19 protein-coding genes, 5 tRNA genes and 1 pseudogene are annotated in these 23,473 nt (G+C 70.1%); all 25 read right to left on the reverse strand.

Annotated features, from left to right (window positions below):
- Positions 1-146: 146 nt before the first annotated feature.
- On the reverse strand, positions 147-689 hold the full coding sequence (gene nusG / locus JX283_RS04075; protein ID WP_204829464.1) for a transcription termination/antitermination protein NusG: 543 nt from the start codon (positions 687-689) through the stop codon (positions 147-149).
- 3 nt (positions 690-692) lie between these two features.
- Positions 693-1,058, reverse strand: a complete 366-nt coding sequence (gene secE, locus JX283_RS04080) for a preprotein translocase subunit SecE (protein ID WP_135978864.1) — start codon at positions 1,056-1,058, stop codon at positions 693-695.
- Between the two features lie 86 nt (positions 1,059-1,144).
- Positions 1,145-1,220, reverse strand: a tRNA-Trp gene (locus JX283_RS04085).
- Positions 1,221-1,250: 30 nt separating this feature from the next.
- Positions 1,251-1,385, reverse strand: a pseudogene (gene rpmG / locus JX283_RS04090) (50S ribosomal protein L33); the annotation flags it as partial.
- Between the two features lie 209 nt (positions 1,386-1,594).
- Complete coding sequence (tuf, locus tag JX283_RS04095) at positions 1,595-2,785, reverse strand: elongation factor Tu (RefSeq protein ID WP_204829465.1); 1,191 nt, start codon at positions 2,783-2,785, stop codon at positions 1,595-1,597.
- Between the two features lie 100 nt (positions 2,786-2,885).
- Positions 2,886-2,962 (reverse strand) — tRNA-Met (locus JX283_RS04100).
- 10 nt (positions 2,963-2,972) lie between these two features.
- Positions 2,973-3,048, reverse strand: a tRNA-Thr gene (locus JX283_RS04105).
- Position 3,049: 1 nt separating this feature from the next.
- A tRNA-Tyr gene (locus tag JX283_RS04110) sits at positions 3,050-3,133 on the reverse strand.
- A 243-nt stretch (positions 3,134-3,376) separates the two neighbouring features.
- Positions 3,377-3,452, reverse strand: a tRNA-Thr gene (locus JX283_RS04115).
- A gap of 19 nt (positions 3,453-3,471) precedes the next feature.
- Positions 3,472-4,035: an NYN domain-containing protein gene (locus JX283_RS04120; RefSeq protein ID WP_204829466.1), complete on the reverse strand. Its 564-nt coding sequence runs from the start codon at positions 4,033-4,035 to the stop codon at positions 3,472-3,474.
- Positions 4,028-5,047 carry a 23S rRNA (guanosine(2251)-2'-O)-methyltransferase RlmB gene (gene rlmB / locus JX283_RS04125; protein WP_204829467.1) on the reverse strand — a complete coding sequence of 340 codons (1,020 nt, stop codon included), beginning with the start codon at positions 5,045-5,047 and terminating at the stop codon, positions 4,028-4,030. The genes JX283_RS04120 and rlmB overlap by 8 nt, the downstream gene beginning before the upstream one ends.
- Before the next feature lie 2 nt (positions 5,048-5,049).
- Positions 5,050-6,534 carry a cysteine--tRNA ligase gene (cysS, locus tag JX283_RS04130; RefSeq protein WP_204829468.1) on the reverse strand — a complete coding sequence of 495 codons (1,485 nt, stop codon included), beginning with the start codon at positions 6,532-6,534 and terminating at the stop codon, positions 5,050-5,052.
- Positions 6,535-6,536: 2 nt separating this feature from the next.
- Entirely contained in the window at positions 6,537-7,265 is a 729-nt protein-coding gene (cysE, locus tag JX283_RS04135) for a serine O-acetyltransferase (RefSeq protein ID WP_204829469.1), read from the reverse strand.
- A gap of 43 nt (positions 7,266-7,308) precedes the next feature.
- A complete protein-coding gene (ispF, locus tag JX283_RS04140; protein ID WP_135978871.1) occupies positions 7,309-7,788 on the reverse strand; it encodes a 2-C-methyl-D-erythritol 2,4-cyclodiphosphate synthase in 480 nt (159 codons plus the stop codon).
- A gap of 1 nt (position 7,789) precedes the next feature.
- Positions 7,790-8,548: a 2-C-methyl-D-erythritol 4-phosphate cytidylyltransferase gene (ispD, locus tag JX283_RS04145; RefSeq protein ID WP_204829470.1), complete on the reverse strand. Its 759-nt coding sequence runs from the start codon at positions 8,546-8,548 to the stop codon at positions 7,790-7,792.
- Positions 8,545-9,615, reverse strand: coding sequence for a DNA integrity scanning diadenylate cyclase DisA (gene disA / locus JX283_RS04150; RefSeq protein ID WP_239652461.1), 1,071 nt, complete (start codon positions 9,613-9,615; stop codon positions 8,545-8,547). Before disA ends, ispD begins: the two co-directional genes overlap by 4 nt.
- 189 nt (positions 9,616-9,804) lie before the next feature.
- Complete coding sequence (locus tag JX283_RS04155; protein ID WP_204829471.1) at positions 9,805-12,387, reverse strand: ATP-dependent Clp protease ATP-binding subunit; 2,583 nt, start codon at positions 12,385-12,387, stop codon at positions 9,805-9,807.
- Between the two features lie 15 nt (positions 12,388-12,402).
- Positions 12,403-13,908, reverse strand: a complete 1,506-nt coding sequence (gene lysS / locus JX283_RS04160; protein WP_204829472.1) for a lysine--tRNA ligase — start codon at positions 13,906-13,908, stop codon at positions 12,403-12,405.
- A gap of 127 nt (positions 13,909-14,035) precedes the next feature.
- Positions 14,036-14,515, reverse strand: coding sequence for a transcription elongation factor GreA (greA, locus tag JX283_RS04165; protein ID WP_204829473.1), 480 nt, complete (start codon positions 14,513-14,515; stop codon positions 14,036-14,038).
- Positions 14,516-14,570: 55 nt separating this feature from the next.
- Positions 14,571-14,795, reverse strand: coding sequence for a twin-arginine translocase TatA/TatE family subunit (gene tatA / locus JX283_RS04170; RefSeq protein WP_204829474.1), 225 nt, complete (start codon positions 14,793-14,795; stop codon positions 14,571-14,573).
- Positions 14,796-15,239: 444 nt separating this feature from the next.
- Positions 15,240-16,301 carry a TDT family transporter gene (locus JX283_RS04175; protein ID WP_204829475.1) on the reverse strand — a complete coding sequence of 354 codons (1,062 nt, stop codon included), beginning with the start codon at positions 16,299-16,301 and terminating at the stop codon, positions 15,240-15,242.
- Between the two features lie 213 nt (positions 16,302-16,514).
- Positions 16,515-17,612, reverse strand: coding sequence for a VanZ family protein (locus tag JX283_RS04180; protein ID WP_204829476.1), 1,098 nt, complete (start codon positions 17,610-17,612; stop codon positions 16,515-16,517).
- Between the two features lie 363 nt (positions 17,613-17,975).
- On the reverse strand, positions 17,976-21,191 hold the full coding sequence (carB, locus tag JX283_RS04185) for a carbamoyl-phosphate synthase large subunit (protein ID WP_204829477.1): 3,216 nt from the start codon (positions 21,189-21,191) through the stop codon (positions 17,976-17,978).
- On the reverse strand, positions 21,191-22,441 hold the full coding sequence (carA, locus tag JX283_RS04190; RefSeq protein WP_135978880.1) for a glutamine-hydrolyzing carbamoyl-phosphate synthase small subunit: 1,251 nt from the start codon (positions 22,439-22,441) through the stop codon (positions 21,191-21,193). The genes carB and carA overlap by 1 nt, the downstream gene beginning before the upstream one ends.
- A gap of 454 nt (positions 22,442-22,895) precedes the next feature.
- On the reverse strand, positions 22,896-23,473 hold a 578-nt coding region (locus JX283_RS04195), incomplete at its 5' end, for a PD-(D/E)XK nuclease family protein (protein WP_204829478.1).

Here is a 23,473-nt window from a genome sequence, read left to right on the forward strand (position 1 = left end):
GCAGGGATCTGCAGCTTGATGAAGTTGACGACCTTCTTCTTGGGGGCCATGGTGATAAGCCTTTCTTTGCGCTGTGACGATCGCTATGACACGCGCCGCCCACAGAAGCGTTTCTCACCAAAACGAGGGCGGTGCCGTGTAGCCGGTTAGTGGATGAGGACCACCTGGTCCACGGAGAGCTCGACGGGGGTCTCGCGGCCGAAGATGAGNAGCGTGACCTTGATCTTGCCGGACTCGGGGTTGACCTCGGAGATGGTCCCGTCGAAGTCCTCGAGGGGGCCGGAGGTGACACGGATGGCCTGACCGGGCTCGAAGTCGGTGACGGTGCGGCGCGGGGCGGTGTCGCCCTTGGGGGTGGCGTTGCCCATCATCTTCTTGAACTCGTCACGGGAGAGCGGGCNCGGCTTGCCGTCGATGCCCACGAAGCCNGTGACGCCGGGGGTGTTGCGGACGACGGACCACGTGTTGTCGTCCACCTCCATGCGCACGAGGACGTAGCCCGGGAAGACCTTGTNNTCCTTGGTCTGGCGCTTGCCGTCCTCCTTGAGCTCCGTGACCTCCTCGGTGGGGATCTGGATGTCGACGACCTGGCGCTGGAGCCCGTAGGACTCGATGCGGNGCTCGAGGTCGGTCTTGACCTTGGTCTCGTAGCCCGAGTAGGTGTGGATCACATACCAACGCTTGGCCATGGCCTATCCCCTCAGTCCGGAGTAACCGATGAGCGCGGCCACGACACCGGAGTCGATGAGCCAGATGGCCACACCGAAGACAACGAGGATGGCGACGACGGCGACGGTGTAGTTCTTGAGGTCCTCGCGGGAGGGCCAGACGACGCGCCGCATCTCGGAGCGGACCTCTCCGAAGTAGGAGGTGGCACGCTTGATGAGACCGGGCTTGCCGGACTTGGCGGCCTTGGCGGGGGCCTTGGAGCCCTCGGACTTGGCCGGGGCCTTCTCGGGGGCCTTCTCGGCCATGATCTGGGCCTGGGCCTCGTTGCGCTGACGCTCGGCCTGACGTGCCTTGCGGGCGGCTCGTTTGTTGCGGTCCTTCTTGGCCATGGGGCTCATGTCCTCCACAAAGCTCGGACTTCTCGACTAGACATTAAAAACCGGCNCGTCCCTATAGGGAGGGCCGGTGAATTGGCTGGCAGCCCAGGTAGGACTCGAACCCACAACAAACGGTTTTGGAGACCGCCGCTCTACCATTGGAGCTACTGGGCTGTGTGAGACTCTATTCNAGCGCGTCTCTTTGTGCAGCGTGTGGTGACGGCACCACCGGCAGTACTTTTTGAGCTCNATGCGCTCAGGATGGGTGCTCTTGTTCTTGTAGNTNGTNTAATTGCGACGCTTGCAATCGGTGCACGCAAGGGTGACGAGAGTACGCATGAATGGATTCCTTCCCAAGTACCGGACATGGCCGCTCTTACGTCACAGCCATGCGCGAGTGATTACGCTACCACCCCGCCGGTAAGCCGTCAACAGAGATGGCCCACCAAATCCTACGTTCACGGGATGGGCACGGCAGAGGTGGGAACGGTCGGCAACAAAAAAGCCCGGCACTCGAGGTGCCGGGCTTTCACGATCGAGGAAGCGAGTTACTCGATGATGGTGGCAACACGGCCGTCGCCCACGGTGTGGCCACCCTCGCGGATGGCGAAGCGGAGGCCCTCCTCCATGGCGATCGGGTAGATGNGCTCACCGGTGATGGTGACGTNGTCNCCAGGCATGGCCATCTCGACACCCTCGGGGAGGGAGATGTTACCGGTGACGTCGGTGGTGCGGAAGTAGAACTGCGGACGGTAGCCGTTGAAGAACGGGGTGTGACGGCCGCCCTCCTCCTTGGTCAGGACGTAGACCTCGGCGGTGAACTTCTTGTGCGGGGTCACCGAGCCGGGCTTGCAGAGGACCTGGCCGCGCTCGATCTCCTCGCGCTTGACGCCGCGGAGCAGGATGCCCACGTTGTCGCCGGCCTCGCAGAAGTCCATGGACTTGCGGAACATCTCGATGCCGGTGGCCACGGAGTTGGAGGTGGGCTTGATGCCCACGATCTCGACCGGGTCGTTGAGGCGGAGCTGGCCGCNCTNGNCACGGCCGGTGGCGACGGTGCCGCGGCCGGAGATGGTCATGACGTCNTCNACGGCCATCAGGAACGGCTTCTCGTTGTCACGGGCGGGGGTGGGGATGTAGTTGTCCACCTCGGTCATGAGGGCGCGAATCTGCTCGACCCACTTCTCGTCGCCCTCGAGGGCGCCGAGGGCGGAGCCGCGGATGATGGGGAGGTCGTCGCCCGGGAAGTCGTACTCGGACAGGAGGTCGCGGGTCTCCATCTCGACGAGGTCGATGAGCTCCTCATCGTCCACCATGTCGCACTTGTTCAGGAACACGACGATGTAGGGCACGCCGACCTGACGGGCAAGCAGGATGTGCTCGCGGGTCTGGGCNATGGGGCCGTCGGTGGCGGCGATGACCAGGATGGCGCCATCCATCTGGGCGGCACCCGAGATCATGTTCTTGATGTAGTCGGCGTGGCCGGGGCAGTCGACGTGGGCGTAGTGACGGTTCTCGGTCTCGTACTCCACGTGGGCGACGGAGATGGTGATGCCACGCTCGCGCTCCTCGGGAGCCTTGTCGATGTCCTCGAACGCGGTGAAGTTGGCGCGGCAGCCAGGGGTCTCGGAGAGAACCTTGGTGATCGCGGCGGTCAGCGTGGTCTTGCCGTGGTCGACGTGGCCGATGGTGCCGATATTGACATGCGGCTTAGTACGCTCGAACTTCTCCTTGGCCATGTGCCATCCTCCTTCTGGAAACAGGACTTCCCGCTTCGCAGCCATTGATGCCTACGTGCTAAATATGTCTAGCGGCCCCCGGAGGGACCGCAAGATAACCTGGTAGCGGTGACTGGATTCGAACCAGTGACGCCGCGGGTATGAACCGCGTGCTCTGACCAACTGAGCTACACCGCCATGCTTGAAATGGAGCCCGCGACCGGATTTGAACCGGTGACCTCTTCGTTACCAACGAAGTGCTCTACCGACTGAGCTACACGGGCATGGTGGGGATGCTTGGACTCGAACCAAGGAACCCATAGGGAGCGGATTTACAGTCCGCCGCAGTTGCCGCTGTGCCACATCCCCATCCGTTTTCAAGCCGCGCTGTTGGGTGCTGGACCCACAACGCGCTAGTGATACTACGCCCGGGGCAAATCCGTGTCAACGTATACCCCGGACCCGGGTGTATCCATACCATCGTTTCTGCACAACCCCAGCTAGATAACCCTATACGACCGCCATTACGGGGGTTTCCGATTGGAGGCGCCACCCACGCACCCAAATCGTACCGAGAAAAAAGGCGGCCCGCGGGCCGCCTTCGTCGGTGGGTGGAGCTGATGGTCGGATTCGAACCGACAACCGTCCGATTACAAGTCGGGTGCTCTGCCGTTGGAGCTACATCAGCGCAGGGACGATGATAGCGCTTAGACCCGGCGCCCGAGCAGTGCGTTGAGCTTGGCCGCCGTCTCGGGGTCCAGGCGGTCCTCCAGGCTCATGCGGGACCACGTGCGCTCCTCGCGCTCCCGCTCGATGGACCGGTTCATGGCCGCCACCTCGTGCACGAGCATACGGCTCGACACGCGGGTGACGCCCGGCCCCTCCACCGTGGCCTGGATCGTGCCGTCGGAGGTGACCACCGTGACCCGGCGGCCGGAGTCGCGCGCCTCGGTCACAAGCCCCTCGATGACGGTGTCCGCCGAGACGCCCCTGCGGGAGAAGACCTCCCGCACGCCGCCGCGCCTCGTCTCGGGGCGGTGCTCCCCGCGATTGTTGGCGCCGTCGTAGACGATGACGGCCTCGTACTCGTGCTGGGCGTAGGCGGCGACGTCGGCCAGGAGCGCCTCGCGGGCGCGGCCGAACGGGTCGGTGCCGAGGCGCTCGGGCACGGGGCCGTCGGGCTCGTCGAAGAGGTCCTGGTAGCGGGGGTCGGCGAAGAGCACGTTGTAGCCGTCCACCACGAGGAGGGCCCGAGGGGCCCCCTTAACCACGGTCGACGCCCCCCTCGCGGCCGGCCTCCCGGAGGCGCCGCATCCACTCGTAGGCCATGACCGTGGCGGCCTGGGCCACGTTGAGCGACTCCACGCGGCCGCGCTGGGGCAGGCGGCACGAGAAGTCGCAGCGGTCGAGGAGCAGGCGGCTCACGCCGGTCTGCTCGTTGCCCATGACCAGGCAGAAGCGACCGCCGAGCGGCGCGTCCCAGACGTCCTGCTCGGCGTGCTCGGTGGCCGCGCCGGCCCAGAACCCGGCCTCCTTGAGGCGGTCCACCGCCGTGGCGAGGTTGGAGACGCGCGCGATCGGCACGTGGAGCACGGCCCCGGCCGACGTCTTGTAGGCCCCCACGCCCACGGAGGCGGCGCGGGCCTTGGGGATCACGACGCCGGCGGCGCCCGCGACCTCGGCGGAGCGCACGATGGCGCCGAAGTTGCCCTCGTCGGTCACATGGTCGAGCACGAGCACGAGCGCGTCGCCGTCGCCGGCGGCCGCCACGACGTCCTCGAGGTCGGCGTAGGGGAAGTCATCGAGCTCCACGACCACGCNCTGATGGGCGCCNTGACTCGACATGGCGTCGAGGCGGGCCTTGGAGCAGATGTCCACCTCCACGCCGTCGGCCTCGAAGGTGGCGGCGAGCCGGGCGAGCTTGGGGTCCTGGCTGCCCTTGTTGAGGGCGATGTGGGCGCGCCTCACGGGCACGCCGGCGGCAAGGGCCTCGTCGACGGCGCGGCGGCCCTCCACGAGCACGCGCTCCTCGGNACNCGGCTGCCGGCGGGCGGCCTGCGGGCTCCCCTTGCCCTGGGCACCCCTGCGGCGGTCCCCCTTGGGGGCCTTGGGCGCCTGAGGGCCCGCCTTGCCGGCGAGGCCCGCCTTGCGGCCGTCGCGGCCCCTCCACTGGCGGCCGTCCTCGCTGCTCCAGGCGCGGGGGGCCTGGCCACGGCCCCGGCCGCGCCTCCCCTGCTGCCCGTTGCCCTGCTGGCCCCTGGGGCCCTGGTTCTTGGACGCCATGGTCAGCGCCCCCCTTCCTGACGGGTGATGCGGGTGCCGGCCTGGGTGTCCNCCACCACGAGGCCGAGGTCCGAAACGGCATCGCGGATGGCGTCGGCGCGCGCCCAGTCCTTCGCGGCGCGGGCCGCGGCGCGGGCGTCCACGAGGGCCGCCACGGCGCCGTCGACGTCGTCGCCGTCGAAGCCCACGAGGTCGCGGGCCACGTCCACGAGCCCGGCGGGCAGCGGGTCGGCCTGAGGCCGGACGCTCTCCAGGCCGAGCACCTCGAGGAGCTCCACGAGGGTGTCGGAGGCGCGCAGCAGCGTGGAGGTGCACGCCCCCGCCCCGGCGGCGTCGAGGTAGGCGTTGGCCTGGTTGGCGAGGGAGAAGACGGCGGCGAGGGCCGAGGACGTGTTGAAGTCGTCGTCCATGGCCGAGGTGAAGCCGTCGCGGGCGGCGTCGATGGCGTCGGACAGGGCCTGGGCGGCGTCGCCGCCGCAGCTGGAGCCGTCGGAGTTCTCGGCCGCCCAGCGCAGGTTCCTCGCCGTGGTGCGCAGGCGCTCCAGCGCGCCCACGCAGCCGTCGAGGCGCTCGAACGAGAAGTCGAGCGACGAGCGGTAGTGGGTCTGGAGCATGAGGAGGCGCACGGCGTCGGCCGGGTAGCGGTCGAGGACCTCCTTGAGCGTGTGGAAGTTGCCGAGCGACTTGCTCATCTTCTCGCCGTCGACGCGGAGCATGCCCGTGTGCATCCACAGGTTGGCCAGCGGCTCGTGCCAGCGGCAGCAGGCCTGGGCGCTCTCGTTCTCGTGGTGCGGGAACACGAGGTCGGAGCCGCCGCCGTGGATGTCGATGGGTGTGCCGAGGTAGCGGTGGACCATGGCGGCGCACTCGGTGTGCCAGCCGGGGCGCCCCTCGCCCCACGGCGACTCCCAGCTGGGCTCGCCGGGTTTGGCCGCCTTCCAGAGGGCGAAGTCGAGGGGGTCGCGCTTGTCGGAGTTCTCCTCGATGCGGGCGCCCACGAGCAGCTCGTCGACGTTGCGGCCCGAGACGCGGCCGTAGGTCTCGCAGCTGCGCACGGAGAAGTACACGTCGCCCGAGGGCACGGCGTAGGCGTTGCCCTGGTCGATGAGGCCCGAGATCATGGAGACCATGGCGTCGATCTCCTGGGTGGCGCGGGGCCGGATGTCGGGGGCCAGCACGTTGAGGCGCCCCATCTGCTCGATGAAGGCGTCGGAGTAGGTGCGGGCGAGCTCGGCGGCGGTGACGCCCTCCTCGTTCGCGCGCTGGATGATCTTGTCGTCGACGTCGGTCAGGTTCTGCGCGAAGCGCACCTGGTAGCCCTTGTAGACGAGGTAGCGGCGGATGACGTCGAACGCGAGGAACGTCCTGCCGTTGCCGATGTGGATCTGGTCGTAGACCGTGGGGCCGCACACGTACATGGAGATGTGCCCGGGCTCCACGGGGACGAGCTCCTCCTTGCGGTGGGTCTGGGTGTTGTAGACGAGCATGGTCACTCCTCAGTGCCGCTNGGTGCCTGGGNGGCTTNGCCGCCGTCAGGTTGGAATCGTACATCTTGGGAGGGGGCCGCCTGGGCGGTGAGGGCGGCCACCTGCTCCTCGAGCTGGGAGATGCGCGCCGTCAGGATCTCGACGGTCTGCTCCATGGGGTCGGGCAGGTACTGGCGCCGGCGGTCCGTGTGGGCCGGCTGCGTGCGCACCCGCACGCCGCAGCGCGTGGTCACGTGCCCGNGGACGCCCACCACGGTGCAGCCGGCCGGGACGTCCTTCACCACCACGGCGCCGCCGCCCACCTTGGAGCCGTCGCCCAGGGTGATGTCGCCGAGCACGGCGGCCCCCACGCCCACGGTGACGTTGTCGCCCAAGGTGGGGTGGCGCTTGCCGGTCTGCTTGCCGGTGCCCCCCAGGGTGACGCCCTGGTAGATCATGCAGTCGTCGCCGATGATCGTGGTCTCCCCNACCACGATGCCGCTGCCGTGGTCGATGAGGAAGCGGCGGCCGATGGTGGCGCCGGGGTGTATCTCGACCCCGAACCGGTGGCGGCTCCACGTGGAGAGGGTGCGGGCCAGGAAGCGGTGGCCGTGGGTCCAGAGCCAGTGCTGACGCCGGTAGGCCCACACGGCGCGCATGCCGGGCGAGTTGACGAGGATGGAGATGGTGGACGTGGCCGCCGGGNCGTGCTCCCGGAAGGCGCGGACGTCCTCGCGTATGGAATCGAACATGGGTGTCCCATCGACGGGGCGGTTCGGGAGGTCGGTGGGGCGCCTAGGGGCGCTCCATGAGGCAGACCGCCCAGGCCTCGATGCCCTCCTCGCGGCCCACGAAGCCGAGGCGCTCGGTCGTGGTGGCCTTGAGTCCCACGTGGGAGACGTCGCATCCCATGGCGCGGGCCATGGCGGAGCGCATGGCGTCGCGGTGCGGGGCGAGGCGGGGGGCCTGGGCGGCGACGGTACAGTCGCAGTCGAGGAGTTCGTACCCAGCCTCCCGCGCGAACCCCATGACGCGGGACAGCAGGACGAGGGAGTCCGCGCCGGCGTAGGCGGGGTCGTCGTCGGGGAAGAGGCGGCCGATGTCGCCCAGGCGGCAGGCGCCGCAGACGGCGTCCATGAGGGCGTGGGTCACGACGTCGGCGTCCGAGTGGCCCGCGAGGCCTCGGTCGCAGGGCACGACGACGCCGCCCAGCACGAGGGGGCGCCCCTCGCAGAAGGCGTGCACGTCGTAGCCGTGGCCGATGGAGAGGGCCATGTCACTCCCCTTTCCGCTCGGCGGCCAGGAGGGCGGCCTCGACGACGACCAGGTCCTCCGGGTAGGTGAGCNTGAGGTTGTTGCGCTGGGCGTCCACCACGGCCACGGGGAGTCCCATGGCCTCCACGAGGGAGGCGTCGTCGGTGCCCACGGAGCGGGCGCGCCGGTGGGCGGCGCGGATGACCTCGATGGGGAACGCCTGGGGCGTCTGCACGACCCAGAGGTTGCNGCGGTCGGNCGTGGCGGGCACGGTGCCGTCCCGGACCACCTTGACGGTGTCGGTGCAGGGGCAGCCGGCCACGGCGCCGCCCAGCGAGGCGTCGGCCCGCAGGCGGGCGGCCACGGCCTCGAAGGTATGGGGGCGCACGAGGGGCCGGGCGCCGTCGTGGAAGGCCACGAGGGGGACCTCGGACGAGACGACGTCGAGACCCGCGGCGCAGCTCGCCTGGCGGTCGTCGCCGCCGGGGACCACCGCGACGGGGAGCGCCAGGGGCAGGCCGGCCACGAGGGCCTCCATAGCGGCGAGGTCGGCGGGGCGGCAGACGAGCACGAGCGCGGCCACGGAGGGGGCGGCGTCGGCGGCGAGGAGCGACCACGCGATGAGCGGGCGGCNGGCGACCTCGACGAGGGCCTTGCCGCCCGGGTGGCCGAACCGCTCCCCGGAGCCGGCGGCGACCACCACCACGGTGAGGTCCGCGCCCGGGTCGGGCGCGGCGACGGCGGCGGGCCGCGCCTCGGCCTGGCAACGGCAGCGGCTCATTCCTTCCTGCCCCACATGCGGTAGAGGCTGTCGGCCAGGATGCCGGGGTTCTNGACGCCGATGTCGTCGAGGCGGCTCGGGTTGTCCTCGATGTCGTCCATGAGCTCCTGGAGGCTGCCGTACTCGTCCACGATCTTGTCGGCCATGCCCTCGCGCACCACGGAGATGCGCGACAGGGTGCGCAGGCCCAGGGGCGCCATGATGGAGTCCTCGCCGAGGCCCTCGTAGCCGAGCATGGCGCCAACGCGCTTGAACGAGTGGAGCTGCGCGGCGTCGAGCTCGTGGAANTGGCGGCGCACCTCCCGGGCGGTCTCCTCGGAGGAGTCGCGGGCGTAGTCGCGGATCATGNGGGTGTACTCGTCGTCCATGTCGCCCACGAGCTGCTCGCGCTGCATGGCGATGGTGCGGCCCTCGCTGCCGAGCTGGTCGATGAGGTCGTCGAGCTCGTCGGCGGCCGTCATGAGCANCTCGAAGTACGAGAAGATCTTGGAGATGTCGGCCAGGGTGACGTAGTTGTCGAGCTCGAGCGTGGTGAGGCGCAGCAGGTTGCGGTCCAGCGCCTGGCGCGTGGACTGGAGGGTCACCAGCAGCTGGTTGACCATGTCCATGATCTCCTGGACGGTCTTGATCTGGAAGGAGCGGCCGTCGAGGTAGACGTTGACCACCTGGCGGCGCTCGGAGACCGAGATGACCATGGCGTTGGTGAGGATGCTCATGCGCGCGGCCGTGCGGTGGCGCATGCCGGTCTCGGAGGTGGGGAGCGACGGGTCGGGGTTGAGGTGGAAGTTCGCCCGCTTGATCTGGGTGAGGTCCTTGTCGATGACGATGGCCCCGTCCATCTTGGAGAGCTCGAACAGGCGGTTGGCCGTGAACGAGATGTTGAGCGGGAAGCCGTCGTCGCCGGCGGCCAGGACGGCGTCGACGTCGCCCACGCAGATGAGGGCGCCGAGCCGGCCGGCGATGATCATGTCAAGGGCGCGGCGCAAGGCCGTGCCCGGCGCTGTCTGGCGCATGGCGCACTCCATGCGCTCGTCCAGGGACAGCGACCGGTCGCAGAAATCCCCCATGAAGACCCTTCTGTCCGAAGCGCCCCGCGACGCGCGGCACGCCCCTTAACCCTAACAAAGCGGGCGGGCGCCGTGGGGGCGCGGCGGGGCTGCGACAGAGGTCCCACAGAGGGAGAGGTCCCACAGAGCGGCGCCCGGCCCCGCGGGGTGCGGGACCGGGCGCACGGTCGGGTTCGCCTGGAAGGCCCGTCAGGCCGAGGCCTCCTGGGAGCCGGCCCCGGAGCCCTTGGCGAGGGCGCTCCGGCCGGGTGCGCCGCCGGGGGCCGGCAGGCGCGACATGGTCTCGCGGACGGTCTTCTCAGGGATCTCGCCGGCCACGTGGTCGAAGACGAGGGCGCCGTCGCGGACGTCCACGGAGACGACCTCGCCCCNNTCCCACCTNCCCTCGAGGAGCTCCTCGGCGAGCGGGTCCTCGATGAGGGTCTGGATGGCGCGGCGAAGCGGGCGGGCGCCGTAGACCTGGTCGGTGNCCTCNNTGGCCACGAGGTCGCGGGCGGCGTCTGTGAGCTCGATGGACATGCCCTNGTCCACGAGGCGGTCGCGGAGCTCCCGCACCATGAGGTCGACGATGGAGCGGAGCTGGTCCTTCTCGAGCGACTTGAAGACCACGACCTCGTCCACGCGGTTGAGGAACTCGGGGCGGAACTGCCGCTTGAGCTCGCCGGTGACGCGCTGTTTGATCTCGCGGTCCGAGAGGCCCTTGCCCGAGGCGCCGAAGCCCATGGGCGTGGTGGTGGCGATCTCGCGGGCGCCGATGTTGCTCGTCATGATGATGACGGTGTTGGAGAAGTCCACCTTGCGGCCCTGGCCGTCGGTGAGCCGGCCCTCGTCCAGGATCTGGAGGAGGATGTTGAAGACGTCAGGGTGCGCCTTCTCGATCTCGTCGAACAGCACCACCGAGTACGGGCGGCGCCGGACGGCCTTGGTGAGCTCGCCGCCCTCGTCGTAGCCCACGTATCCCGGAGGGGCGCCCACGAGCTTGGAGACGGCGAACTTNTCCATGAACTCGCTCATGTCGTACGTGATGAGGGCGTCCTCGCTGCCGAAGAGGAACTCGGCGAGCGACTTGGCCAGCTCCGTCTTGCCCACGCCCGAGGGGCCCAGGAAGATGAAGGAGCCGCCGGGGCGGCGCGGGTCCTTGAGCGGCGAGCGGCTGCGGCGGATGGCGCGGGACACCGAGCTCACGGCCTCGTCCTGGCCGATGACGCGCTCATGGAGCACGGACTCGGCGCGCAGGAGCTTGGAGGCCTCGGCCTCGGTGAGGTTGGACACCGGGACGCCGGTGATNAAGCTCACGACGTCGGCGATGTCGNCCGAGGAGACCTCCACCGTGACGGCGTCGAGCTCGGCGTGCCACTGGGCCTCGAGCTCCTCGCGGCGGCCGGTGAGCTCCTTCTCGCGGTCGCGCAGACGGGCGGCCTCCTCGAACTCCTGGGCCTTGGCGGCGCGGGACTTCTCCTCGGCCACGGAGGCGAGCTCCGCGTCGCACTCGACGATGGCGTCGGGCACCACGATCTTGTGCACGCGGGTGCGGGCGCCGGCCTCGTCGATGACGTCGATGGCCTTGTCGGGCAGGAAGCGGTCCTGGATGTAGCGGTTGGACAGCACGACGGCGTCCACGAGCGCCTCATCGGTGTAGCGGACGTGGTGATGCTCCTCGTAGCGGTCCTTGAGGCCCTTGAGGATGGTCACGGTGTCGGCCACGGAGGGCTCGTTGATGTAGACGGGCTGGAAGCGGCGCTCGAAGGCGGAGTCCTTCTCGATGTGCTTGCGGTACTCCTCGGCGGTGGTGGCGCCGATGACCTGGATCTCGCCGCGGGACAGCGGCGGCTTGAGGATCGAGGCGGCGTCGATGGAGCCCTCGGCGGAGCCGGCGCCGATGAGGGTGTGGATCTCGTCGATGAACAGGATGTCGCTCTCGGACTCCATGACCTCGTTGACCACCCGCTTGAGGCGCTCCTCGAACTCGCCGCGGTACTTGGAGCCGGCGACGAGGGCNGCCACGTCGAGCGTCCAGATCTGCTTGCCGCGCAGGACCTCGGGCACGTTGCCGTCGGCCACGAGCTGGGCGAGNNCNTCGGCGATGGCGGTCTTGCCCACACCGGGGTCGCCGAGGATCAGCGGGTTGTTCTTCTGGCGGCGTGCCAGCACCTGCATGACGCGCTCCACCTCGGAGTCGCGGCCGATGACCGGGTCGAGCCGGCCGTCGGCGGCCAGCNTGGTGAGGTTGCGGCCGTACTCCTCGAGCATGGAGCCCTCGCCGGGGCCCTGGCCGCCGGCCACGTCGGCGCCGGAGCGGACGTCGGCCATGGCCGGGCGCATGCGACTCTCGGACGAGCCGGCGGTCAGCCGGTCNACNGCGTTNCGCANGGCGTCGCCGGAGATGCCCATGCGGGTGAGCGCCTCCATGGCCACGCCNTTGCCCTCGCGGACGATGCCGAGCAGCAGGTGCTCGGTGGAGATGTAGGACTGGCCGCGGGTGATGGTCTCGCGGTAGGCCCCCTCCAGCACCCGCTTGGCGCGGGGCGTGAAGGGGATGTGGCCGCCGGGGACGGGCTCGGCCTCGCGGCGCGTGATCTCGCGGACGATGGCCAGGGCCTCCTCGTAGGTGACGTCGAGCTCGGCCATGGCCTGTGCGGCGATGCCGTCGCTCTGCTTGATGAGTCCGAGCAGCAGGTGCTCGGTGCCCACGTACATCTGCCCGAGCTCGCGGGCCTCGTCCTGGGCGAGGCTCATGACCTTGCGGGCCTTCTCGGTGAACTTGTCGAACATGGTGGTTTGCACCCCCTATGCAGTGACCTCCGGGCGCATGTGCGGGAAGGGCAGCACGTCGCGGATGGAGGGTTGGTCGGTGAGGAGCATCGCCATGCGGTCGATGCCGATGCCGATGCCGCCGGTGGGCGGCATGCCGTACTCGAGGGCACGGACGTAGTCGTGGTCGTACTCCATGGCCTCCTCGTCGCCGGCGGCCTTGGCGGCCACCTGGTCGGCGAAGCGGCCCTCCTGGTCGACCGGGTCGTTGAGCTCGGTGAACGCGTTGGCGTACTCATGGCCGCAGATCACGAGCTCGAAGNGGTCGGTCAGGCGCTCGTCGGNGGGCTTGCGCTTGGCGAGCGGCGACACCTCGACGGGGTAGTCGCAGACGAAGGTGGGGTCGACGATGGTGGACTCCACCAGCTCGTCGTAGAGGTTGAACAGGAGCTTGCCGGCCCCCCAGGACTCCTCCCACTCGAGGCCCCGCTCGGCATTGACCTCGCGGAGGCGCTCCAGCGGGGTGTCGATGGAGAGCTCCTCGCCCACGGCCTCGCTCACGAGCTCGGCCATGGTGGCGCTCCGCCAGGTTCCGCCGAGCTCCACAGGCGTGCCCTGGTAGACGATGCTGTGGGTGCCGCAGACCTCGTCGGCCGCGGCCTTGAAGGCGCCCTCGGCGAGCTCCTTCATGCCCTCGATGTCGGTGTAGGCGCGGTAGGCCTCCATGGTGGTGAACTCGGGGTTGTGGGTCTGGTCCANNCCCTCGTTGCGGANCTNGCGGCCGATNTCGTANACGCGCTCCATGCNGCCCACGATGAGGCGCTTCAGGTGCAGCTCGGTGGCGATACGCAGGTAGAAGTCCATGTCGAGGGCGTTGTGGTGCGTGACGAACGGGCGGGCGTTGGCGCCGCCGAGGGTGTACTGGAGGATGGGCGTCTCGACCTCGAAGTAGCCCTGGCCGTCCATGTAGCGTCTGATGGCGGCGATCATGCGGGAGCGCTTCTTGAAGGNCTCGAGCACCTCGGGGTTCACGATCATGTCGGCGTAGCGCTGGCGGTAGCGGGTCTCCTTGTCGGAGAGGCCGTGGAACTTCTCGGGCAGCGGGCGCAGGGCCTTGGCGAGCATGGTGAGCGACGTGGGNGCGACCGAGATCTGGCCGCGGCGGGTGCGNAGCACCGTGCCGNTGACGCCCACGATGTCGCCGAGGTCCACCGTGCCCAGGAGGNCCCAGGCCGCGGGCTCGAGGTTGTTCACGCGGAAGAAGAGCTGGATCTGGCCCGTGTGGTCCTGGAGCATCACGAAGCAGACCTTGCCCTGGTTGCGGATGGCGCGCACGCGGCCCGCCACGCAGACGACGTCCTCGGTGTCCTGGCCGGGCTCGAGGGAGGCGTAGTCCTCCTCGATCCGGGCGGCGTGGGCGTCGGGCTCGAAGGAGGACGGGTAGGGGTTGCCGCCGGCGTCGATCATGGCCNGGCGCTTGGCGCGGCGCAGCGTGCGCTCGTCGGTGGTCTCCGGGGTGGTCTGGTCGTCGTGCTGGGACATGCCGTCTCTCCTTCTTAGGTCCTGGCNTCGGGCCGGCGNCGGCCNGCCCCGGTCCANGTATAACGCAAAACCCTGCCTGCGGGAAACCACAGGCAGGGTCTGAGAAGTCTCGCTTCCCCGGTGGGCTTTACGAACGCTCGATGGAGAGGACGGTGTAGGTCCTGGTCGAGCCGTTCGGCGAGGTCACGGTGANCTCGTCGCCCTTCCTGTGGCCCAGGAGCGCCGCCCCCACGGGGGACTCGGTCGAGATCTTGTGCTCCAGGGAGTTGGTCTCTGTGGTGCCCACGATGGAGAAGGTCATCTCCTTGCCGGTGTCACCGTCTTGGAGGACGACGGTGGAGCCGATGGAGACGGCGTCGGCCACCCCGGCCTTGTCGACGATGACCGCGTTGGCGAGGATCTGGCGAATCTCGTTGCAGCGTGCCTCGTTGCGGGCCTGCTCCTCCTTGGCGGCGTCGTACTCCGCGTTCTCGGAGAGGTCACCGAAGTCCTTGGCCGTCTTGATGGACTCGGTGATCTCCTTTGCGTGCTCCCCCTCGCGCCAGGCAAGCTCGTCGGCGAGTTTCTGGCGGCCGTCGGGGGTCAGCTGAATCTGGGTGCTCTGCACGGGTCGACGCCTTTCTCAAGAACGAAAAACAGATGCGACAGGCAATGATACCCGTTTACTGGGCGTCCTTGTCGGNGTCGCCGTTNTCGACGACCNCGACGTCCTCGGCCTCGATCTTCTTCTGGCCCTTGGGGTCGTCGGTGCTCTCCATGCCCTCGCGGATGTTCTTGACGGTCTTGCCGAGGGAGGCACCGAGCTTGGGGAGGTTCTTGGGCCCGAAGATCACGAGCACGACGACGAGGATGATGAGGAGTTCGGGAATGCCGAGTCCACCGAGCATGGAGACCTCCAATGGGTGGAAGGCGCCGTATGCGCCCTGNGTTCTGGTCTTTCTCTGGTCCGAGCTTGCACCCGGACGAGTATATATNGCGACCCCGTGGAGNACAAACCGGGCCGTGTCCCCTGAAATAAATCTGCACAGCAGTTGCGCACCGGCGCCGGGAGCTGGGGGATCCGTCACCGGTGGCCGTGGCCGTGCGCGCGGTCACCGATGGAGGGGCGTCCCCCGCCACCATGCGTACAGGGTATGGGCGCGCACGGCCGCCCGGGCCGCACCCGCGGCGACGGGGCGGGCCCGGGCGGCCAGCGGGGATGGGTATGCCAACCGGTCACCGGACCGGCGGGGCCGCAGCGGCCGCGTGGGGAGGGCAGGGGCTGAGCGGCGTGGCAGGAACAGAAGTGCACGACCATTGGGACAAAAGTGTCCGGGTGGTGGGACAGGGTGTCAGGCCCTGGCGGCCTCCTTCTCGGCCAGCAGGCGCTCGGCCTCGGCGGCCACCTCGCGGGGATAGCCCACGAGGTCCTCGCCCTCGGGCACGTCGGTGNGCGAGACCTCGTCCCAGGCCTCCTCCTCCTCGGCGTGTACCACGGTGGGCTCAGCCACGAAGACGACGTAGCGCACGACCACGAAGGTCACGAGCACGGCGGCGACCACCACCTGCACCGGCACCGCCAGCTCCACGACGGCAAGGGGCGCCCCCTGGGCGGCCGCGGCGCGGGACAGCATGAGGCTCGCCATGGCCGAGATGACAAAGGGGAAGGTGAAGGCGGCGTAGCTGGGATAGAAGTCACGGCGCAGGCACAGCACGCAGTTGACGGCAGACACCACGTAGAGGACGGCGCCGATGGACCAGAGCACGGCCACGAAGGCGAGGGGGGCGGGCTCGACGGAGTTGAGGCACCCCACGACGCACAGGTTGAACGGAGCCGCATAGATGCAGATGAGCGGCAGGGTGGCCTCGGCCATCTCGCGGTGGGCGAGGTAGCGCACGGAGACCAGCACGAACAGCGCCACGAGGGCGACGAAGCCGAACCAGAAGACGCCGGCGCCGAAGGCCTCCAGGCCGAAGGCGGGCGCCGTCACCGAGGCCACCACGAGGCCCACGTAGGCGATGAACCAGCTGGCGAAGACCTGCTCGATCCTCAGATGGAACACGTAGTGCACGGTGAAGAAGACGATGAGCGCCATGTGGAGGGCCACGGCGGCACCCCAGAGGACGAAGGCCACCGGCCCCCAGAACGGCGCCATGAGGGCCGAGAGCTGCATGACGGTCATGGGGAAGGTGCCCGACACCGAGGCGGANATGGGGTTCTCCATGTTCTCACGGAAGAACCCGGGCACGAGGATGCACTTGGCCACGAGGGCGCAGAGCATGAGGGCCGAGAGAGCGGCCAGGACGTAGCGGATGCCCGGGACGAAGTTGTCGAGCAGGTTCCCGAGGGCGACGGTGCCGAGGGCGACGCCGCACACAGGGAACGGCACGCGCTCGATGGCCTCCTTGAACATTGGCACTCCTTGACAGACAGGCNGGCATGGGCCGGCGANACGACATGAACCCCCGCGCGGGCGAAGGCGGCGGCAGGTGTCGTCGGATGTCCGTGGAGGACCGGTGACCCGAGGCCACCGGCGGCCCCATCATATGGGGTGCCCGGAAACCCCCGCCCCCATATGTCCAAAAGTCCCACCTTTTCACTGGGATTACAGACCGGGGCGGGAACCCTAGGAGAGGGCGGTGTCGACAGGCTCGGCGCCGGGGAGCAGGTCGTAGGGCATGGAGCGCAGGAACGGGTAGAGGGCCACGCAGACAAGAGGCACGAGCAGCCAGTTCCCCGGTGCCAGGCACGGCAGGGTGAACAGGCAGAGGAAGACGAAGAGGCGCACGGAGTAGAACAGCGCCCGACGCCATCCCGTGCGAGCCCTCGTCTCGCAGCTCATGCGCACGAAGGCACCGCCGGGGGTGGAACCGTGGCGGCCCACGGGGACGAGGAGCTCCACCACCAAGAGCAGGGCCGTGAGGGAGCCCACGAAGACCCACCCCACCGCCACCGAGGCCACGTTGGACGCCGTCACCGAGACGCCGGCCAGGGCGAGGCGGGGCTCCAGGGAGCCCGGGGCGGAACCGGGAAGGAGGTTCCACATGGCGAAGGCCGCGACGGCGGCAGCCAGGGCCGCCCCCACGNAGCAGAGCCCCAGGTCGATGACGGCGGCCACGCAACGGCGCACGAAACCGGGGCTGTGGGTGACNGGCGNCGCNANGTAGTCGCCGCGGCCCACCACCNGGCCGACGACCTTGGCACAGGCGAGGCCCACCAGGGCACCCGCGGTGTTGGCCATGAGGTCGTCGACGTCGAAGGTGCGGTAGGCGTAGGGGTAGAGGCCGAAGAAGCCGGTGAGCTGGGCGCACTCCACCAGGAGGGACACGGCGAAGNCCGACGCGGCCACGGCGGGCACCCGCCAGCGCAACCCGTAGGCGAGCATATAGCCGAAGGGCATGAACAACGCCACGTTGGCCACCACCTGGAAGACCGCCCCGAGGCCGTCGTTACGGATGTCGCCGACGAATGCGAACAGGTGGAGCTGGGGCGCCACGCCGTAGGTGATGCCGGGACCGCTCGTGCCCTCGGGCATGGGGTAGAGGGTGAAGCAGGCGACGCCGAGGGCGTAGAGCACCGCGAGGTAGGACCAGGCGAGCGACGCGAGCGTGACACGGCCGCGGCGATGGTAGNCCAGGGCGAGCACAGGCAGCGTGAGCACCAGCGAGGCCAGGGGCCACAGGGCGATCGCCAGTTTGAACGGGCCGGAAAAGGCGCGGAGCATCGGGTCCTCTCCTCTCGGGAACGGTTCGTGGAGAACAGGATGGCAAAGGAGCCCCTCAGGTTCCATGGAACTTGATGACCCCACGCTTACGTTTTTGAAAGGCACAGGCCCCCGTCCCACCACCCTGTCCCACCACCCGGACACTTTTGTCCCAATGGTCGGGCACTTTTGTCCCACATCGCTTCTGCNACCGGACATTCGTCACGTTGGTCGGGCGCTTTGGGCGTCGCACGCGCTCGTCGCGTCACCGTGGCGTGCCGGCGCCGGCAGGATTCATCACTTATCCAANAGGATAAANGACAGATGGGCCAGGCACCTCTGTCACGCGCAGATGGGCCAGGCACCTCTGTCAGGCGTCCGGCGTCAGGCCAGGTCCTGCAGGGCCACGGGGCCGGCCCCTCCCCTGCGGGCCGCCGACACCGCCTGCACCAGGGCCACGGCGCCGCTCATGGTGCTCACGAGGTCGATGCCGCGTGCGACCGCCTCGCCGCGCAGCAGCACGCCGTCGCCGCGGCTGCTCTCGCCGTGGGGCGTGTTGATGAGGAAGGCCACCTCCCCGCCGCGGATGCGGTCAAGGATGTTGGGGTGCCCCTCGGCCACGCGCTTGACCTCCTCGCAGGGAATGCCTNCCGCATGCAGCGTCTTGGCCGTGCCGCGGGTGGCCACGAGGTTGTAGCCGAGGCCCGTCAGGGCGAGGGCCACGGGGGNCACGGAACGCTTGTCGCGGTCGCACACGCTCACCATGACCGTGCCGCCCTCGGGCAGCCGNTAGTCGATGGCCTCGCGGGNCTTGGCGTAGGCCTCGGGGAACGTGGGCGCGACCCCNATGACNTCGCCGNTGGAGCGCATCTCGGGGCCCAGGGTGACGGGGCTGCCGGGGAAGCGGCTCCACGGCATGACCGACTCCTTGACGGCGAAGTAGCCCGGCTCGCGCTCCTCGTCGGGAAGCCCCATGGCCGCCAGGGGCTCGCCCGCCATGACCCGGGCCGCCAGCGCAGCCAGGGGCACGCCGGTGGCCTTGGACGAGAAGGGCACCGTGCGGCTGGCGCGCGGGTTGAGCTCGATGACGANCACGCGGTCGTCCTTGACGGCGTACTGCACGTTGAGCGGGCCCACCACGCCGCAGGCGAGGGCCAGGCGCCGCGTGATGTCGCGCACCCGCCCCACGACGGCGTCGGAGAGCNAGAAGGGCGGCCAGCAGCAGGCGGAGTCGCCTGAGTGGATGCCGCACTCCTCGATGTGCTCCAGGACCGACCCCACGTAGACGTCGGTGCCGTCGCAGAGGGCGTCCACATCCAGCTCCACGGCGTCCTCGAGGAAGGCGTCCAGGTAGAGCGGCCGGTCGGGGCTCACCGATGCGGCCTGGGACACGTAGGTCCCCAGCTCGTCGGCTGAGTAGACGATGGCCATGCCGCGGCCGCCCAGCACGTAGCTCGGACGCACGATGAGGGGGTAGCCGATGCGCGCCGCGACCTCGGCCGCCTCCGCGAGGGTGGAGGCCACGGCCGAGGGCGGGCACTCCACGCCCAGGCGGTCGAGGAGCGCGGCGAAGCGGTCACGGTCCTCGGCGAGGTCGATGGCCTCGGGCTGGGTGCCGAGGATGGGCACGCCCGCGCGCTTGAGGCGCCCGGCGAGGTTCACCGGCGTCTGCCCGCCCAGCGTGACCACCACGCCGCAGGGGCGCTCCACCTCCACCACGTTCATGACGTCCTCGAAGGTGAGCGGCTCGAAGTAGAGGCGGTCGCTCGTGTCGAAGTCCGTGGAGACGGTCTCGGGGTTGCAGTTGACCATGACGGTCTCGTAGCCCATGGCCGAGAGGGCCTGCACGGCGTGGACGCAGCAGTAGTCGAACTCGATGCCCTGGCCGATGCGGTTGGGGCCGGCCGAGAGGACCATGACCCGCGGGCGCGCGGCCTCGCGGTGCTCGGTGGCGCCGCCCGCACGGTAGGTGAGGTAGTGGTACTCGGTGGCCGCGGCGAACTCGCCGGCGCAGGTGTCAACGGTCTTCACGCAGGGCACCACGCCCAGGATCCGCCGGAGGGCGCGCACGGTGTCCTCGGCCTGGCCGGTGAGGGCGCCGATCTGCACGTCGGAGAAGCCCAGCTGCTTGGCCGCGAGCATGAGGGGCGCGTCGAGCCCGGCGAGGCCGAGCGAGGCGATGCGCCCCTCGGCCGCCACGATGTCCGCGATGCGGCAGACGAACCACGGGTCCACCCCCGACAGGGCCGCCACCCGGCCGGGGTCCCAGCCGCGGCGCAGCGNCTCGNCGAGCCAGAACACACGGTCGGGAGTGGGCTCGGCCACGAGGTCGGCCAGCTCGTCGGCGCCGGCGGCGTCGGCGCCGGCGGGGCGGTCCAGGCCGGTGTGGCCCTGCTCGAGCGACCGGAGGGCCTTCTGCAGCGCCTCCTCGAAGGTGGTGCCGAGCGCCATGGCCTCGCCCACCGACTTCATGCGGGTGGTGAGCTCGCAGGACGCGCCCTCGAACTTCTCGAAGGCGAAGCGCGGCACCTTGACCACGCAGTAGTCCAGTGCCGGCTCGAAGCACGCCGGGGTGGCGCCGGTGACGCGGTTGACCACCTCGTCGAGCGTGAGGCCCACGGCGAGGAGCGCGGCGCACGTGGCGNTGGGGAAGCCNGTGGCTTTGGACGCCAGGGCCGAGGAGCGGCTCACACGCGGGTTCATCTCCACCACGAGCACGCGGCCGTCCTCCGGGTTCACGGCGAACTGCACGTTGGAGCCGCCGCAGGCCACGCCCACGCGCTCGNGGACGGCGAGGGAGCAGTCGCGCAGGTGCTGGAGCTCGGTGTCGGTGAGGGTCTGGCATGGCGCCACGGTGATGGAGTCGCCGGTGTGCACGCCCATGGGGTCGAGGTTCTCGATGGAACANACCACCACGCCGTTGNGGGCGCCGNCGCGCACCACCTCCATCTCGATCTCCTTCCAGCCCTCCACGGACCGCTCCACGAGCACCTCGGACACGGGTGAGAGCGAGAGGCCCTCGGCCGCGACGGCGGCGAGCTCCCCCGCGTCCCGGGCAACGCCGCCGCCGGCGCCGCCCAGCGTGAAGGCGGGGCGCACCACCACGGGGTAGCCGATCTCGTCGGCCACCGCCAGGCACTCCCCCACCGTGCGGCCCACCTCGGAGCGGGCGCACTCGAGCCCGATGTCGGCCATGGCGGCGGCGAAGAGCTCGCGGTCCTCCCCCACCTTGATCGACTCGATGTCGCAGCCGATCACCTCCACGCCGAAGCGCTCGAGCACGCCCTCCTCGGCGAGGGCCACGGCGCAGTTGAGGGCCGTCTGGCCGCCCATGTTGGCGAGCAGGGCGTCGGGCCGCTCCCGCTCGATGACCTTGGCCACGCAGGCGGGCGTCACGGGCTCCACGTAGGTGCGGTCCGCCGTCGACGGATCGGTCATGACGGTGGCGGGGTTGGAGTTGACGAGCACCACCTCGATGCCCAGCCCCTTGAGGGCGCGGCACGCCTGGGCGCCGGAGTAGTCGNACTCGCAGGCCTGGCCGATGACGATGGGGCCGGAGCCGATGACGAGGACCTTGCGGATGTCTGCGCGCGCGGGCATCAGGCGCACCTCCCCTGGACGGCGTGGACGAGGTAGTCGGGGTCGCCGGCCATGAGGGCACAGAAGGCGTCGAAGCCGTAGGCGCCGTCGAGCGGGCCGGGGCGCCCCTCGGGGTGGTACTGGAGCGAGAAGGCGCGGCGGTCGAGGTACTCCACGCCCTCGCAGGTGCCGTCGTTGAGGTTCACGTGGGTGAGGCGCACGCGCCCCACCTCGGGCGACAGGGCCACCGGCGCCACACCCCGCTCGGCCCAGCACCGGAGGTCGGCCTCGTGGGAGGTGCGGCCGCCGGACTCCCCCGGGACGAGGGGGCCGAACGAGGGGAAGTCCACGGCGTAGTTGTGGTTCTGGGCCGTGACCTCGCAGGTGCGGGTGAGGAGGTTCATCACCGGCTCGTTGCCGCCGTGGTGGCCGTAGGCTAGCTTGACGGTGCGCGCGCCCGCAGCGAGGGCCATGACCTGGTGGCCGAGGCAGATGCCGAAGGCGGGCACGCGCCCGAGGAGCCCGCGGGCGCAGGCCACCACCCCGGGCACGGAGGCGGGGTCGCCCGGGCCGTTGGATAGAAAGGCGCCGTCGGCGCCGAGGGCCAGGACGTCGGCGGCCGTGGCGTCCCACGGCAGCGTGTGCACCGTGAGCCCGCGGGCGGCGAGGCCGGCGACGATGCCCGCCTTCTGGCCGCAGTCCACCGCCGCCACAGAGCGGCCGCAGCCCGCGGCGGGGGTCTCGGTCCACGGGGCGTCGCAGGAGACGGCCGCCACGAGGTCGCGCTCGGCGATGGGCGGCTGGGCGCGCACGAGGGCCACGAGCTCGTCGGGGTCGAGCACCTCCGTGGAGACGCCCGCGGCCATGGCTCCCCCGCCGCGGACCGCGAGGGTCACGGCGCGGGTGTCGACCCCCTCCACCGCCACGACGCCGTGGCGCGCCAGGTAGGACGGCAGCGTCTCGCGGCTCCGCCAGTGGCTGGGGGTGCGGCAGGCGTCGGCCACCACGAGGGCCGAGAGCGCCGGGCGGGCGGCCTCGGAGGCCTCCGGGGAGATGCCGTAGTTGCCCTGCTGGGGATAGGTGAGACAGACGACCTGGCCGGCATAGGAGGGGTCCGTCGCGATCTCCTGGTAGCCGGCCATGGACGTGTTGAAGACGATCTCGCCGAAGGCGGTGCCGGGCGCGCCACAGGAGTGGCCGCGGTGCCAGGTGCCGTCCGCGAGGGCGAGCAGCGCCGGCATGGGCGGGGTGGGTGAGGCAAGGGGATTCATGGCCGTCCTCTCCATCGTGGCCTTCGGGCCGTCCCGCGGCCCCTTAAAGGTGCTCGGGCCATGCTAGACGCGCCCGCGCCGGGTCTCCCCGCCACGGGTGCCCATGACACAAGATGGATACACATGCCGGTAATATGCGCTAATCGGTGTATAAATGGCAGAGTTATCCGCATACAGGTGCCGGATGCGGCCGGGACGCGACCGGCAGCCGCCGGCCGCTCCTCGCCCGGACCACGACTGCCACCTGAAAGCGGTTGAGGGCGACTCAGGAGGCGCGGACGTGCCGGAATCCGCCCCCAGCCGCGTTCAGGTGCCCGGAATCCGCCCCCAGCCGCGTTCAGGTGCCCGGAATCCGCCCCCAGCCGCGTTCAGGTGCCGAGAGGGTCGCCCCCAACCGCGTTCAGGTGCGGAGAGAAGGCAGGATGCGGAGAGGCCGGCTGCTGGGGGACGGGCGTCACGCCACGTCGGCCCCGAGGGGCGGCACCTCCCCCTCAAAATGGAACGACACCGTGAGCGGCTCGCCGTCGCGGACGTTCTCCACCAGCACGAAGGCCGCCTCCACCTCGCGGTACCCCTGGGCCATGAGCACGTGGGCGTAGTAGCGGGCCTGCATGGCGTGGTGCTCGGCGGCCGCCGCCGCGTCCATGTAGGTCTCGCCGGTCTTGTAGTCCACCACGAGGGCGCGGCCGTCGCCGTTCGACGAGAACAGGTCGATGGAGCCGGTGACGTAGCCCGACGCGCCGCCGTCCTCCGCCGAGAAGAACGGCAGCTCCGGCACCACCGTGGCGGCTGAGAGGGCCCGCTCCCGCAGGGGTGTGGCCCACCAGGCGTCGAGGGCGCGCGCGAGGCGCCCCCGGGCGTCGCGGTCCAGGCCGCGGCGGTCGGCCACGGCGGCCACCCGCGCGGCGTCGGGCAGCCGGCCGTCGCCCGCGGCCAGGCGCGCGAGCTCGTGGAAGGCGTCGCCGAACCGCACGGCCTCGTCGTCGAAGGCCGCCGGCGCGTCCCAGCTGGGCTCGTCGCCCGCGGGGGGCT

Source organism: Olsenella sp. CU969, from assembly GCF_905219715.1.
In the GTDB taxonomy this organism is placed as follows: domain Bacteria; phylum Actinomycetota; class Coriobacteriia; order Coriobacteriales; family Atopobiaceae; genus Granulimonas; species Granulimonas faecalis.

Coding starts and splice junctions, on each gene's coding strand:
- carA (WP_135978880.1), bottom strand. CDS start 22,441: ATGAATCCCCTTGCCTCACCCACCCCGCCCATGCCGGCGCTGCTCGCC.
- ispF (WP_135978871.1), bottom strand. CDS start 7,788: ATGGCCCTCTCCATCGGCCACGGCTACGACGTGCACGCCTTCTGCGAG.
- secE (WP_135978864.1), bottom strand. CDS start 1,058: ATGGCCAAGAAGGACCGCAACAAACGAGCCGCCCGCAAGGCACGTCAG.